The 13,302-nt window shown below is 71.3% G+C and carries 12 protein-coding genes and 1 pseudogene; 8 read left to right on the top strand and 5 right to left on the bottom strand.

What is annotated here, in order from left to right:
* Window positions 1-69: 69 nt before the first annotated feature.
* Window positions 70-2,556, bottom strand: a complete 2,487-nt coding sequence (locus ACGFK0_RS03380) for a DNA topoisomerase (ATP-hydrolyzing) subunit A (RefSeq protein WP_392899373.1) — start codon at window positions 2,554-2,556, stop codon at window positions 70-72.
* 138 nt (window positions 2,557-2,694) lie between these two features.
* Between ACGFK0_RS03380 and ACGFK0_RS03375 the strand changes: the two genes are divergently transcribed.
* From ACGFK0_RS03375 to ACGFK0_RS03355, 5 genes are all read left to right on the top strand, one after another.
* Window positions 2,695-3,858 (top strand): lactate 2-monooxygenase, encoded by a 1,164-nt coding sequence (locus ACGFK0_RS03375; protein WP_392899370.1) that lies wholly within the window; start codon window positions 2,695-2,697, stop codon window positions 3,856-3,858.
* Window positions 3,859-3,893: 35 nt separating this feature from the next.
* The gene (locus ACGFK0_RS03370; RefSeq protein WP_392899368.1) at window positions 3,894-5,162 is read left to right on the top strand and encodes an alpha-amylase family glycosyl hydrolase; all 1,269 of its coding nucleotides are present in this window, start codon (window positions 3,894-3,896) and stop codon (window positions 5,160-5,162) included.
* A 91-nt stretch (window positions 5,163-5,253) separates the two neighbouring features.
* Window positions 5,254-5,913 carry an ATP-binding cassette domain-containing protein gene (locus tag ACGFK0_RS03365; RefSeq protein ID WP_392899365.1) on the top strand — a complete coding sequence of 220 codons (660 nt, stop codon included), beginning with the start codon at window positions 5,254-5,256 and terminating at the stop codon, window positions 5,911-5,913.
* Window positions 5,914-5,952: 39 nt separating this feature from the next.
* Window positions 5,953-7,095 carry a sensor histidine kinase gene (locus ACGFK0_RS03360; protein WP_392899363.1) on the top strand — a complete coding sequence of 381 codons (1,143 nt, stop codon included), beginning with the start codon at window positions 5,953-5,955 and terminating at the stop codon, window positions 7,093-7,095.
* Window positions 7,092-7,697, top strand: a complete 606-nt coding sequence (locus tag ACGFK0_RS03355; protein ID WP_392899359.1) for a response regulator — start codon at window positions 7,092-7,094, stop codon at window positions 7,695-7,697. The genes ACGFK0_RS03360 and ACGFK0_RS03355 overlap by 4 nt, the downstream gene beginning before the upstream one ends.
* Here the strand turns inward: ACGFK0_RS03355 and ACGFK0_RS03350 are convergent.
* The 4 genes and pseudogenes from ACGFK0_RS03350 to ACGFK0_RS03335 all read right to left on the bottom strand — a co-directional run bounded on the left by ACGFK0_RS03350 (window position 7,694) and on the right by ACGFK0_RS03335 (window position 10,020).
* On the bottom strand, window positions 7,694-8,383 hold the full coding sequence (locus ACGFK0_RS03350) for a class I SAM-dependent methyltransferase (protein ID WP_392899356.1): 690 nt from the start codon (window positions 8,381-8,383) through the stop codon (window positions 7,694-7,696). The genes ACGFK0_RS03355 and ACGFK0_RS03350 overlap by 4 nt on opposite strands.
* A 145-nt stretch (window positions 8,384-8,528) precedes the next feature.
* Window positions 8,529-8,741: pseudogene (locus tag ACGFK0_RS03345) on the bottom strand (SDR family NAD(P)-dependent oxidoreductase); the annotation flags it as partial.
* Window positions 8,742-8,826: 85 nt separating this feature from the next.
* The gene (locus ACGFK0_RS03340) at window positions 8,827-9,408 is read right to left on the bottom strand and encodes a TetR/AcrR family transcriptional regulator (RefSeq protein ID WP_392899354.1); all 582 of its coding nucleotides are present in this window, start codon (window positions 9,406-9,408) and stop codon (window positions 8,827-8,829) included.
* Between the two features lie 33 nt (window positions 9,409-9,441).
* Window positions 9,442-10,020: a hypothetical protein gene (locus ACGFK0_RS03335; RefSeq protein ID WP_392899351.1), complete on the bottom strand. Its 579-nt coding sequence runs from the start codon at window positions 10,018-10,020 to the stop codon at window positions 9,442-9,444.
* A gap of 327 nt (window positions 10,021-10,347) precedes the next feature.
* Here ACGFK0_RS03335 and ACGFK0_RS03330 point away from each other — a divergent pair, with 327 nt between their 5' ends.
* The 3 genes from ACGFK0_RS03330 (at window position 10,348) to ACGFK0_RS03320 (ending at window position 13,287) form a co-directional block, all read left to right on the top strand.
* Window positions 10,348-11,277, top strand: a complete 930-nt coding sequence (locus tag ACGFK0_RS03330; protein ID WP_392899348.1) for an STM4015 family protein — start codon at window positions 10,348-10,350, stop codon at window positions 11,275-11,277.
* A gap of 72 nt (window positions 11,278-11,349) precedes the next feature.
* Window positions 11,350-12,285: an STM4015 family protein gene (locus ACGFK0_RS03325; RefSeq protein WP_392899345.1), complete on the top strand. Its 936-nt coding sequence runs from the start codon at window positions 11,350-11,352 to the stop codon at window positions 12,283-12,285.
* A 72-nt stretch (window positions 12,286-12,357) separates the two neighbouring features.
* Window positions 12,358-13,287 carry an STM4015 family protein gene (locus tag ACGFK0_RS03320; RefSeq protein ID WP_392899343.1) on the top strand — a complete coding sequence of 310 codons (930 nt, stop codon included), beginning with the start codon at window positions 12,358-12,360 and terminating at the stop codon, window positions 13,285-13,287.
* Window positions 13,288-13,302 lie beyond the last annotated feature (15 nt).

Below are 13,302 nucleotides of genomic sequence, written 5' to 3'. Positions count from 1 at the left end.
CGATTTGGCCGACGTCGGTCGGAAGTGGTGAGCGGGTCCCGGGACGCGGGTGCGGCCCGGGACCTTTGATCATTCCTCGGTGGTGTTCTCCTCCGGAGGAGGCTCGCCCAAGGGGCCGCTGATGGAGACGATGGGCTTGTCGAGTTTCTCGCCGGAGCCGTCTCGGCGGCCCATGGCGACGTTGAGCATGGCCGGTTTTCCGTTGGCGGCCGAGGCGCGCAGGGGTGTCGGGGCCGCCCAGGCTTGGAGGAGGACGTCCTCGCCCTTGAGGAATCGGTGGGCGCGGACGCCGCCCGTTGCGCGGCCCTTGGACGGGAAGTCGGCGAAGTCGGCGAGTTTGATCGCGCCGGTCTGGGTGCCGGGCAGGGCCGAGGACGAGCCCGACACCGTGATCACGCGGGCCTCGCGGGCCGGGTCGATGGCGCCGAACCACAGGGCGCGGGCGTCGGGGGCGAGTTTGATGCCCGCCATCCCGCCGGCGGCGCGGCCCTGGGGGCGGACGATGGAGGCGGCGAAGTGCAGGAGTTGCGCGTCGGTGGTGATGAAGACGACGTGCTGGTCTTCGGAGAGCAGCTGGACGGCCCCGATGACGCGGTCGTCGTCCTTGAGGGTGATGACCTCGAACTCGTCGCGGTTGGCCGGGAAGTCGGGGACCACCCGTTTGACCACGCCGTGGGCCGTGCCCAGGGCGAGCCCGCCGCCCTCTTCGGAGACGGCGGCTATGGCCACGACTGTTTCGTCCGGTTCGAGGTCGACGTACTCGGTGACCGGGGCGCCGCCCGCCAGGGACGGGGGCGTGGACGTGGAGGGCAGCGTCGGCAGGTCGATGACCTCGATGCGGATCATCCGGCCCAGTGACGTCACCGCCCCGACCTGGCCCCGGGCCGAGGCGGGGACGACCGAGGTCAGCACGTCGTGATTCGCGCGGGGGCCGCTGTCGGGCAGCGGAGACGCGTCGTGGGTGCGGGCCATGAGGCCGGTCGACGAGAGCAGCACCGTGCAGGGGTCGTCGGCCACTTCGAGGGGGACGGCCGCGGCGGCGGTGTGGCCGGAGGATTCCAGGAGGATCGTCCGGCGCGGCGTGGAGAACTCCTTGGCGACCTCGCCGAGTTCCTTGGAGACGACGCCGCGGAGCTTCTTCTCCGACTCGAGGATCGCGGTCAGCCTGGCGATCTCCTTGGCGAGCTGCTCCTTCTCCTTCTCCAGCTCCAGCCGGTCGTAGCGGGTGAGGCGGCGGAGCGGGGTGTCCAGGATGTACTGCGCCTGGATCTCGGAGAGCTCGAAGATCTGCATGAGGCGCTGCTTGGCCTGGGCGGCGTCGTCGCTCTGCCGGATGACCTGGATGACCTCGTCGATGTTGAGCAGGGCGACGAGGAGGCCGTCCACGAGGTGCAGGCGGTCCTCGCGCTTCTTGCGGCGGTGCATCGAGCGGCGGCGGACGACGTCGATGCGGTGGTCGACGTAGACCTGCAGCATGTCGCGGAGGCCGAGGGTGCGGGGCTGGCCGTCGACGAGGGCGACGTTGTTGATGCCGAACGTCTCCTCCATCGGGGTGAGCCGGTAGAGGTCGGCCAGGACGGCTTCGGGGTGGAAGCCGTTCTTGATCTCGATGACCAGGCGGAGGCCGACGTTGCGGTCGGTGAGGTCCTTCAGGTCGGAGATTCCCTGGATCTTCTTGGCGTTGACCAGTTCCTTGATCTTGGCTTTGACGCGCTCCGGGCCGACGGCGTAGGGGAGTTCGCTGACGACGATGCCCTTGCGGCGGGGCGTGACGTTCTCGATGGACGTGGTGGCGCGGGTGCGGAACGTGCCCCGGCCCCGCTCGTAGGCGTCGCGGATGCCGTCCAGGCCGACGATCTTGCCGCCGGTGGGCAGGTCGGGCCCGGGGACGAAGCGCATCAGGTCGTCGAGGGACGCGTCGGGGTTGTCGATCAGGTGCCGGGCCGCGGCGATGACCTCGCCGAGGTTGTGCGGCGCCATGTTCGTCGCCATCCCGACCGCGATCCCGGACGCGCCGTTGACCAGCAGGTTCGGGAACGCGGCGGGCAGGACCTCCGGCTCGGTCTCCTGCCCGTCGTAGTTGGGGCGGAAGTCGACCGTGTCCTCGTCGATGGAGGCGACCATGAGCATCGCCGCGCGGGACAGCCGGGCCTCGGTGTACCGCATGGCGGCGGGCAGGTCGTCGCCGCCGAGCGAGCCGAAGTTGCCGTGCCCGTCGACGAGCGGCATCCGCATCGCCCACGACTGCGCCATCCGCACCATCGCGTCGTAGATGGCGCTGTCGCCGTGCGGGTGCAGCTTGCCCATGACCTCGCCGACGACGCGGGCGCATTTGACGTGCCCGCGGTCGGGGCGGAGCCCCATCTCGTTCATCGAGTACAGGATCCGGCGCTGGACGGGCTTCATCCCGTCGCGCGCGTCGGGAAGCGCCCGCTGGTAGATGACCGAGTAGGCGTACTCAAGGAAGCTGCCGCGCATCTCCTCGGAGACATCGACGTCGACGATGTTCTCTTCGAAGTCCGGCGGTGGAGGGGCTGGGGATCCGCGTCGTGCCATGCCCCACATTGTGGCCGGTCCCAAGGACAGCTTGTGCCCGCCCCACCGGGTACGGCGTCCGACTTGGCGGATCGATGTCTTTCCGTCACCTCCGCGGACCTGGCAGAGTGGCTTCCATCCCGCAGGCGGAGGTTTCCTTTGAGCGCGCTGGCCGATCATCAGAACTCGATCTATCTGCAGGGGCTCGGCGACGTTCTGCCCGCGCTGCCCACGGACCTGACGAAGCTGGAGGGTCTCGCCGAGCGGTCGCTGTCGGCGCAGGCGTTCGGGTATGTGGCGGGGTCGGCGGGCAGCGAGTCGACCGCGCGGGCGAACCGGGCGGCGTTCGAGCGGTGGCGGATCGTGCCGAGGATGCTCAGGGACGTGGCCGACCGCGACCTGTCGGTGGACGTTCTGGGCACCGCGATGCCGTCCCCGGTCCTGCTCGCGCCCATCGGCGTCCAGTCGATCTTCCATCCGGACGGTGAGCTGGCCGTCGCGCGGGCGGCGGCTGCCGAGGGCCTGCCGATGGTGCTGAGTACGGCGTCGTCGTACACCATCGAGGACGTGGCGGAGGCGAACGGCGACGGGCCCCGCTGGTATCAGCTGTACTGGCCGAAGGACCGGGAACTGGCCGTCAGTTTCCTGGAGCGGGCCAAGGCGGTGGGTTACACGGCCCTCGTCGTCACCCTGGACACGTTCACGCTGGCGTGGCGTCCACGTGACCTCGACCAGGCGTACCTGCCGTTCCTGCGCGGTATCGGGGTCGCGAACTATTTCAGTGACCCGGTCTTCCAGAAGGCGGTCGGCGGGCCCGTCACCGACGCCAACCGTGACATGGCGATCCTCCACTGGGTCGCGAACTTCGGTAACCCCCGCCTCACCTGGGACGACCTGATCTTCCTGCGGGACCACTGGGACGGGCCCATCGCGCTCAAGGGCATCCAGCACCCCGACGACGCCCGCCAGGCCGTGGACGCGGGCATGGACGGCGTCATCGTCTCCAACCATGGCGGGCGCCAGGTGGACGGGGCCATCGCCTCGCTGGACGCGCTGCCCGGTGTGGTCGACGCCGTCCGCGACCAGGCGGCCGTGCTCTTCGACAGCGGGATCCGCACGGGAGCGGACGTCGCCAAGGCTCTCGCGCTCGGCGCCAAGGCGGTGCTGGTCGCGCGCCCGTACGCGTACGGGCTGGCGCTGGGCGGCCAGGCGGGCGTCCAGCACGTCCTTCGCTGCCTCCAGGCCGAACTGGAACTGACCATGGCCCTCGCGGGCGTCACCCGGCCGGGCGAGCTGAATCCGGAGACGCTCGTGCGCGCGTGACCGTAGCCGCGCGCATTCCGGGTAGGGGAAGGCGCATGCGCTGGCCCGATCACGCCATCTGGTGGCATGCCTATCCCCTCGGATTCGTCGGGGCGGTACCGGACGGGACGTTCCCGAAGCCTCGGCTGGGGCGGCTCAACGGCTGGCTCGACCATGTCGTCGGGCTCGGCTGCAACGGGCTCGCGCTCGGTCCGGTGTTCGCGTCCGAGACCCATGGCTACGACACCGTCGACCACTACCGCGTCGATCCCAGGCTCGGCGGCGAGGACGACCTGCAACGGCTCATCGACGAGGCGTCGCAGAAGGGGGTCCGTGTCCTGCTCGATGGCGTCTTCAACCATGTCGGACGGAGCTTCGCGCCGTTCGCCGATGTCGAAGCCAAGGGCGATGAGTCCCCGTACAGGAAGTGGTTCCACCCTGAACTGCACACGTTCGAGGGGCACGACCGTCTCGTCACGCTGAACCATGCCGAACCGGAGGTCGCCGACTACGTCACCGACGTCATGACCCACTGGCTGGAGCGGGGGATAGACGGCTGGCGTCTCGACGCCGCCTACGCCGTCCCGCCGGAGTTCTGGCGGACGGTCATCGACCGCGTCCGCGCGCGCTTCCCCGAGGCCTGGTTCGTCGGCGAGGTCATCCACGGCGACTACGCGGCCCTGGTGGAACAGAGCGGATTCGACTCGGTCACCCAGTACGAGCTCTGGAAGGCGATCTGGAGCGCCCTGAACGATCACAACTTCTTCGAACTGGCCCACGCCCTCGGCCGGCACGACGAGATGCTCGACACGTTCACGCCGCAGACGTTCCTGGGCAACCACGACGTGACACGGATAGCGACCCGCCTGGACGACGAGCGGCAGACCGCCCATGCGCTCGTCGTCCTGCTGACGATCGGCGGCGTCCCGTCCATCTACGCCGGGGACGAGTTCGGCTTCCACGGCGTCAAGGAAGAACGGGAGGGAGGCGACGACGCCATACGGCCCGCCTTCCCGGAAAGCCCCGACGAGACGCCCGGCCATGGCGAGGGTCACCACAGGCTCCATCAAGAGCTGATCGGCCTTAGACGACGCCATCCATGGCTTGTCCACGCCCACACCACCGTGGACACCTTGACCAATACGGCACTCTCCTACACAGTGGGCCACGGCACAGAGCGGCTCGCGGTCGTCCTGAACCTGGACGACGAGCCCGCCAAGGTGGATCTGCCCGACGCCGACTGGACGTGCGTGGCAGGTGAGGCGGCCTTCTCAGAGAAGGGCGTCACCGTCCCCCCGGCCGGATGGGCCATCGCCGAACCATGACATCTGTCATGGGTCACCCCTGCGATCCTCACGGTCGTTTCCTGATGCCTGTGACTGCACGTCCGCGCCGGGCGCGGCGAGCATGGACATCATGAAGGCACCTGTGATCGAGGTACGCGACCTGGACCTGAACGAGGCCGTGCGGAACGTCTCGTTCACCGTTGCCGAAGGGGAGGTCTACGCGCTGCTCGGGCGCTACGGGTCGGGCAAGACGACACTGCTGGAGATCCTCGCCGGCCTGCGGCGTCCGACCGGCGGGTCGGTCCGCCTCCGCGGCGCCGACCCCTACACCGACCGCGGCACCGCGCGGGCGGGGGCCGTCTGGCGCGACGGCGGCCTGTTCCCCGGCCTGACCGTCGCCGAGATCGTCGACACGTGGCGGCGCTGGACGCTCGACCCGCTCACCCGCGCCGAGGCCCTGCGCCTCGCCCGTCTCACCGACGTCGCCGACGTCCCGTTCGAGCGGCTGACGGCGGGACGGCGGCGCATGCTCGACCTGGCGCTGGCCCTCGTCGGACGGTCGGACGTGCTCTTCCTCGACGAGCCCACCGCCGGGCTCGGCGAGGCCGACGCCCGCGAGACGTGGTCCGTCCTGCTGATGCTGGCCGCCCACGGGGTCAGCGTGGTGCTCACGACCCGCGACCCGGGCGAGGCGTGCCGGGCCGACCGCGTCGGGGTCCTGGACGACGGCCGCCTCCAGATTCAAGACGACGGCACGGGCCGCGCCGCCGCCCGCCTCCGCGCCGCCTGACCGCCGCGCGCCCCCTTGACGGCCGCATACGCTGGGCGCGTGCAGCCCAGCATCCCGCGTCCCACCGTCATCGCCGCGATCCTCGTGGGAATGACGATGATGACGCTGTCGGGGCTCCTGCTGCCCGCACTCTGGTACGAGGTGTTCAACCGGCAGGACGCCGGGCGGCTGATCCTCGCCGCCACCGGTGTCGCCGCCGCGTTCGCCCTGTACGCCCGGCTCCTGTGGCAGAACCTGATGCGCCGCACCGCGCCCGGCCACCGGTTCGGGCTCGCGGCGATCACGCTGATCTGCTGGGCGATGCCGCCGCTGTTCGGCATCGGCCAGGGCTGGGGCAACGCGCTCCTGGTCCCGGCCGGGCTGATCGCCGTGGTCCTGCCCGTGCGCGAGGCGATCACGGCGACGGCGGCGGCGACCGTCCTGACCCCCGTCTACGGCGTGGTTCTCGGGCTGCCCGCGCTGACCGTCCTGTACGAGGTGGCGGCCATACCGCTCGCCGCGTTCTCCGGATACGTCACGGTTTGGCTGTTTCACATCGTCCAGGAACTCCGGGAGGCACGCGCCGAGCTGGCCCGGTCCGCGGTGGGGGAGGAGCGGCTCCGGTTCGCCCGCGACCTGCACGACGTCCTCGGCCACAGCCTCCAGGCGGTCGCGCTGCGCGCCGAGGTCGCCGAACGCTTCCTGGAACGCGACGACGGGCGGGTCCGCAAGGAGCTGACCGAGATCCAGACGATGGCGCGGGACGCGGTCCGGGACGTGCGCGAGGTCGTCCGGGGGTACCGTGCCACGTCCCTGCGCACCGAACTGGACGGAATGTCGGCCGTGCTGCGCGCCGCTGGGCTCCGCTGCGAGCGCCCCGAGGTGTCGCCGGAGCTGCCCGCCCACGTCCACGAGCCGCTCGGCTGGGTCGCCCGGGAGGCCGCCACCAACGTGCTGCGGCACTCCAGCGCCACCTGGTGCGAGATCACCGTCCGGGCGGACGCCGGCCACGTCCACGTGGAGATCGTCAACGACGGCGCCGCCCGCCGCGCCGCCGGGGACGCCGGCAGCGGCCTCGCGGGCCTCGCCGAGCGGATCGCCGCGGCGGGCGGCGAGTTCGCGGCGGGCCCGGTCGGAGACGGGACGTTCCGGGTGGCGGCCGCCGTCCCGGCGGAACCCGCCCCGGCGGAGGGAGAGGCATGATCCGCGTGCTGCTGGCCGACGACCACCTGCTGATCAGGGAGGCGCTCGTCCTGCTGCTGGAGACCGAGGACGGCATCGAGGTCGCCGCCGACGTCGGCCGCGGCGACGAGGCCGTCGACCGCGCGCTCGCCCTCAAGCCGGACGTGGCCGTCCTCGACATCGACATGCCCGGGCTGGACGGTCTCGCCGCCGCCGAACGGCTCTCCCGCGACCTGCCCGGCTGCCGCCTGGTGATCGTGACCGCGCACGGCCGTCCCGGCAACCTGCGCCGCGCGATGGCCGCCGGCGTCCGCGGCTTCCTCGGCAAGGACGCGCCCGGCGCGCAGCTCGCCCAGGTCATCCGGCAGGTCGCCGCCGGGGCCCGGTACATCGACCCGCAGCTCGCCGCCGACGCCCTCGCCGCCGAGGACTGCCCCCTCACCCCGCGCGAACTCGACACGCTGCGCGCCGCCGCCGACGGCGCCCCGGTCTCCCGCATCGCCCGCGGCCTGGGCCTGTCGGAGGGGACCGTACGCAACTACCTGTCGTCCGCCGTCACCAAACTCGGCGCCGACAACCGCCACGCCGCCGCACAGGCCGCCCGCGACCGCGGCTGGCTCTAGCGGCGGGCGAGGACCAGGCTGCCGCGCTTCGTGACGGGCAGAGGCGTGCGGAGTCTGCCGGCGGCCTCGGCGGCCTCGGTGCGGGGCATGCGGCGGGCGATCAGGTAGTCGCGGACGGCGCCGCGGTCGGGAAGTGTGATCAGCGGCGCGTCCCAGCGCTCCACCTCGACCTCGCCGAAGACCTCGCAGACGCGGGCGGGGGCCTCCTCGGCGTCGAACGGGGTGGATTCGGGCCGCCAGACGGGCGCCAGTTCCGGGCTGTCGTCCCGGCAGATCGCCGAGGCGAGCAGCAGGCCGCCGGGGACCAGTACGCGGCGGGCCTCGCGGAGCGCGAGCCGGGGATCGTCCAGGTGGTAGAGCATGTTCACGGACACGGCGGCGTCGAACGTCCCGTCCCGGAACGGCAGCCGCGTCGCGTCGGCCCGCACCCGCGGCCCCGGATGGGCGTGCAGAAGCGTGGCGGACGCGTCCAGGCCCACCAGCCGGAACGGCGGCGGGTGGGGGAGGGCGTCGCTGAGGGCGCCCTCCCCGCAGCCGATGTCCAGGACGCGGGACGCCCCGTCGCCCAGCAGCTTCGAGGCGACGTGGTCGTGCAGGCTCCGCGCCCCGATCAGATACCGCCGGGTGACCCGGCCGGCGAGGCGGAAGCGCTCCGGGTCGGAGTCGTAGTCGGGCGTGAGGGCCATGGACTGAGTGTGCCCGGGGGACCGGCCCGGAAAGCGTCGTCAGGCGGTGGCGGCGCCGTCGATGACGAGGTCGTGGCGCGACCATGCCGAGGACACCGGCGTTGTTGACCGCGATGTCCAGGCCGCCGTGGCGCGCCACCATGGTCTCGACCATCTGGGCCGCGGACGAGGCGTCGGTCACGTCGGCGACGACCTGGTCGGCTCTGCCGGAGCCGATCTCCTTGACGGCGTCGGCCAGCGCGGTCACGTCGCGTCCGGCGAGGACGACCGTGGCGCCTTCGCGTGCGAAGGCGTGCGCGGTGGCGCGGCCGATGCCGCCCGCGCCGCCGGTGATGAGGGCGACCCTGCCGTCGAACATCATGAGTGTCTCCCTTGTATTTGGATCGATCGTTCTTGAATTGGGGCCGTAAAGAGCCCCGCCCGGCGGGCGGGGCGAGGAACGGTCAGTCGAAGAGGGTCAGGGCCTGGCGCGTGGCGTCCCCGAGCCGGCCGTCGTCGGCGGGTCCGCGGCCCAGGACCCGCATGCCCTGGAAGAGGACGAGCAGGAGACGCGCCAGTCCCCGCGGGTCCCTGTCCCGGGGCAGCTCGCCCTGGGCTTGGGCGCGGGTCAGCGCCGAGGTGAGGGACGCCTCCAGAAAGCCCCAGCTCGCCTCCACCAGGCGGGCCGCCTCGGTGTCCCCGGGGGCGAGTTCGACCGCGGTGTTGACCACCATGCAGCCGCGCCGCGGCCGGTCGTGCGCCGCCTCCGCCGCATAGCGCTCGATCAGCGCCCGCACCGCCGGCAGGACGGGACCGGGCTGCGACAGCGCCTCGGCGATCTTCGGGTCGGTGGTCCGGAGATAGCGGTCGAGGGCCTTGATGTACAGCTCGTGCTTGCCGCCGAACGTCGCGTAGATGCTGGCGCGGGCGACGCCGAGATGCGCCACGAGGTCGGCCATGGAGGTCGCCTCGTACCCCCGCTCCCAGAACAGCTCGAGCGCACGCTGCAGGGCGGCGTCCGGGTCGAACTCCTTCGTCCGTGCCATGGACAGGACGTTAGACCGTTCCAGAACGAACGGTCAAATATCGGCGCGCTGGGCCCGTGCCGGGACGGCCGGGCGGTCGAGGTCCAGGGCGTCCAGCACCGAACCGTCCGCGGCGAGGGCCTCGATGACCGGTCCCCGCCGGGCGCCCCACACCACGGCGACATGCCCGTGCGCGGGGACGTCCAGGATCCGCTTGCCGACCCGCACCCGGGTGACCTCCGCCGACGCCCGGAGCCGGGCCTCGTTCACCCACTTGGCGCCCCAGGGCAGCAGCCGGTTGGAGTTGCGGACCGTCCGTCCCGAGCCGTACTTCAGCAGGTGGCGGCCCATCTCTCCGGACGAGCGCCGGGCGAGGGGCTCGTCGGGGGCCGAGCCGCCGGCGCCGCCCAGCTCACGCCACTCGCCGTCGCGGCGATGGAACGTCCAGCCTTCGATGAACGCGGCGGCGGTGTCGTCCCACTGGTGCAGGAACGTGACGACGGCGACGTCGCCGTCCATGTCGAGCCCCAGCGGAAGGAAGTCCCGTCCCGCCTCGAAGGCGGCGGGAGCGGGGACGGGCATGCCGTCCTGGAGGAGCCGCAGGCACTCCTCGTGCACCTCGTGGTCGTTCATGTTCGGGGACCTCTGATCATGCAGGCAGGGCAAGGGGCCCCCGCGAGAGGGCCCCGAGTTCGATTCACTCTAGAGGTCCGGCTCGTCTGGTTTCACCCATCTGAGGCAGTCCCGTCGATGCTTTGCCACGTGTCCGTCACCTGGCCGTTATACGCGTCCGCGGCCAGGTCAGCGCATGGCGGCGCGGGTGTGCGCGACATCACCTTCGGTGACCGGCGGCCGTGGCGGGCCGGGGCCCGGCGGCGTCCCGCGCCGATCGCGAAACGCCCGCGTTCTGTCCTCCGCACCTGATAGGAATCTTCCCCAACAGACCCACGAAGGGGACCTATGGGCGTTTATGAGCATCTTGACGAGTACTTCGGCCTGCCGGTGTTCCGGTTCAACGAGGAGACGGAACCGGACGACGAACTCCCGCCCGCCGCCGGGTCGGCCTGGTACGTCGCGACGTCCTTCGACGAGGAGCCGTTCGGCGACGTGTTCGCGCGGTTCGTCGAGGCGGTGGACACCGCCGAGATCACGGCGCTGATCATCGGCTACTGGGGCGCCTCCTACGACACGGAAGCCGCCGACCCGGTGAAGCTGCTGTCGGAGGCCGCCGCGTCCTTCCCGAAGCTGCGGGCGCTGTTCCTCGGCGACATCACCGGCGAGGAGTCGGAGATCTCCTGGATCGAGCACTCCGACATCTCGCCGCTGTTCGCCGCCTTCCCCGGCCTGGAGCGCTTCGAGATCCGCGGTGCGGGGGGCCTCGTCCTCGCACCGATCAAGAGCGAGACCCTCACGGTGCTGCGGTTCGAGTCGGGCGGGCTGCCGGCGGGCGTCGTCCAGGCCGTGGGCGCGAGCGAGCTGCCGAATCTGAGGCATCTCGACCTGTGGCTCGGGGTGGAGAACTACGGCGGTGACGCGACGGTCGCCGACCTGGGGCCGATCTTGTCCGGAGAGCGGCTGCCCGTACTGCGTCATCTCGGCCTGGAGGACTCCGAGACCCAGGACGAGATCGCGGCGGCGGTGGCGGGCGCGCCGGTCGTGGCGCGGCTGGAGTCGCTGAGCCTGGCCATGGGCACCCTCACCGACCGCGGTGCGGAGGCGCTGCTGTCAGGCCAGCCGCTCACCCACCTGCGCAAGCTCGACCTGCACCACCACTACCTCTCCGACGCGATGATGGAGCGGGTGAGGACGACGCTCTCCGGCGTCGAGGTCGACCTGAACGAACAGGAAGAGCCGGACGGCGACTGGTTCTACGCGTCGGTGACGGAATGACGAGGGGAGTGCGGACGCCGGCCCTCCCGCCCCTGACGGGGCATGGCACGACCGAGTCCGCGACGAGGACCCATGGACATCTATCAGCATCTTGAGGAGTCCGCCGGCCGGCATCTTGAGGGGTACGCCGGGTTGCCGGTGTTCCGGTTCAACGATGGGACGGGGCCGGACGACGAACTCCCGCCCGCCGCCGGGACCGCCTGGTACGTCGGGGCGCCCGACGGCCGGGATTCGTTCGGCGACGTCTTCGCGCGGTTCCTGGAGGCGGTCGACACCACCGAGATCACAGCGTTGATCATCGGCTACTGGGACGACGCCGACCCGGTCGAGGCGCTGACGGAGGCCGCCGCGTCCTTCCCGAAGCTGCGGGCGCTGTTCCTCGGAGACATCGTCTACGAGGAACTGATGATCTCCGTGATCGACCATTCGGATATCTCGCCGCTGTTCACCGCGTTCCCCGGCCTGGAGCGGTTCGAGGTCCGCGGTGCGGCGGATCTGGAGCTGGCCCCGATCAGGAGCGAGCGCCTGAAGGTGCTGCGGTTCGAGTCGGGCGGGCTGCCCGCCCGGATCGTCCAGGCCGTGGCGGCGAGCGAGCTGCCGAACCTGACGCACCTCGACCTGTGGCTCGGGAGCGAATGGTACGGCGGCGACGCGACCGTGGCCGACCTCGCTCCGCTGCTCGGTGGCGAGCGGCTGCCCGCGCTGCGTCATCTCGGCCTGGAGGACTCCGAGACCCAGGACGAGATCGCGGCGGCGGTCGCGGGCGCGCCGGTCGTGGCGCGGCTGGAGTCGCTGAGCCTGGCCATGGGCACCCTCACCGACCGCGGTGCGGAGGCGCTGCTGTCCGGTCAGCCGCTCACCCACCTGCGCAAGCTCGACCTGCACCACCATTTCCTGTCCGACGCGATGGTCGAGCGGGTCAAGGCGGCTCATCCCGGCGTCGAGGTCGACCTGAGCGAACAGGACGAACCCAACCCCGAGTGGCTCTTCGCGGCGGTGACGGAGTGAGGCCGGGAACCCGGGCGGTCCGCCGTGCGTCTCTGGCAGGACATCTCGCCGACGATCTTGTGAAAGGGACCCATGGGCGTCCGACAGCATCTTGAGGAATATGCCGGCCTGCCGGTGTTCAGGTTCAACCACGAGACGGGGCCGGACGACGAGCTCCCGCCCGCGGCCGAGGTCGCCTGGCACGTCGGGACCGAATTCGACGAGGAGCCGTTCAGCGACGTCTTCGCGCGGTTCGTCCGGGCGGTCGACACCACCGGGATCACGGCGCTGATCATCGGCCACTGGGGCGGTGAGTACGACACGCACACCTCCGACCCGGTCGCGCTGCTGGTGGAGGCCGCCGGGTCCCTCCCGAGCGTGCGGTCGCTGTTCGTCGGCGACGTCACCTGGGAGGAGGCGGAGATCTCCTGGATCGAGCACTCCGACATCTCGCCCCTGCTGGCCGCGTTTCCCGACCTGGAGCGCCTGGGGGTACGCGGAGCACAGGGTCTCGCGCTCGATCCGATCAAAAGCGAGACCCTGAAGGTACTGCGGGTCGAGTCGGGCGGGCTGCCCGCGCGGGTCGTCCAGGCCGTGGGGGCGAGCGAGCTGCCGAACCTTGAGCGACTGGATCTGTGGCTCGGTGTGGAGGACTACGGCGGCGATACGACGGTGGCCGACCTCGGGCCGATCCTGTCCGGGGAGCGGCTGCCCGCGCTGCGTCACCTGGGCCTGGAGGACTCCGAGATTCAGGACGAGGTCGCCGCGGCGGTGGCGGGCGCGCCGGTCGTGGCGCGGCTGGAGTCGCTGAGCCTGGCCATGGGCACCCTCACCGACCAGGGTGCGGAGGCGCTGCTGTCCGGTCAGCCGCTCACGCACCTGCGCAATCTGGACCTGCATCACCACTTCCTGTCCGGCGCGATGATGGAGCGTGTGAGAGCGGCACTTCCCGGCGTCGAAATCGACCTGGGCGAGCAGGGAGAGCCGGGAGGCGACGAGTTCCGCCCCGCGGTGACGGAATGACACACGAGGCGGAGC

It is taken from the genome of Spirillospora sp. NPDC048823, from assembly GCF_043198445.1.
In the GTDB taxonomy this organism is placed as follows: domain Bacteria; phylum Actinomycetota; class Actinomycetes; order Streptosporangiales; family Streptosporangiaceae; genus Spirillospora.
This window is presented reverse-complemented; position numbering and strand designations above follow the sequence as displayed.

Coding starts and splice junctions, on each gene's coding strand:
- ACGFK0_RS03380 (WP_392899373.1), bottom strand. CDS start 2,556: ATGGCACGACGCGGATCCCCAGCCCCTCCACCGCCGGACTTCGAAGAG.
- ACGFK0_RS03325 (WP_392899345.1), top strand. CDS start 11,350: ATGGACATCTATCAGCATCTTGAGGAGTCCGCCGGCCGGCATCTTGAG.
- ACGFK0_RS03340 (WP_392899354.1), bottom strand. CDS start 9,408: ATGGCACGGACGAAGGAGTTCGACCCGGACGCCGCCCTGCAGCGTGCG.
- ACGFK0_RS03335 (WP_392899351.1), bottom strand. CDS start 10,020: ATGAACGACCACGAGGTGCACGAGGAGTGCCTGCGGCTCCTCCAGGAC.
- ACGFK0_RS03330 (WP_392899348.1), top strand. CDS start 10,348: ATGGGCGTTTATGAGCATCTTGACGAGTACTTCGGCCTGCCGGTGTTC.
- ACGFK0_RS03350 (WP_392899356.1), bottom strand. CDS start 8,383: ATGGCCCTCACGCCCGACTACGACTCCGACCCGGAGCGCTTCCGCCTC.
- ACGFK0_RS03370 (WP_392899368.1), top strand. CDS start 3,894: ATGCGCTGGCCCGATCACGCCATCTGGTGGCATGCCTATCCCCTCGGA.
- ACGFK0_RS03320 (WP_392899343.1), top strand. CDS start 12,358: ATGGGCGTCCGACAGCATCTTGAGGAATATGCCGGCCTGCCGGTGTTC.
- ACGFK0_RS03355 (WP_392899359.1), top strand. CDS start 7,092: ATGATCCGCGTGCTGCTGGCCGACGACCACCTGCTGATCAGGGAGGCG.
- ACGFK0_RS03365 (WP_392899365.1), top strand. CDS start 5,254: ATGAAGGCACCTGTGATCGAGGTACGCGACCTGGACCTGAACGAGGCC.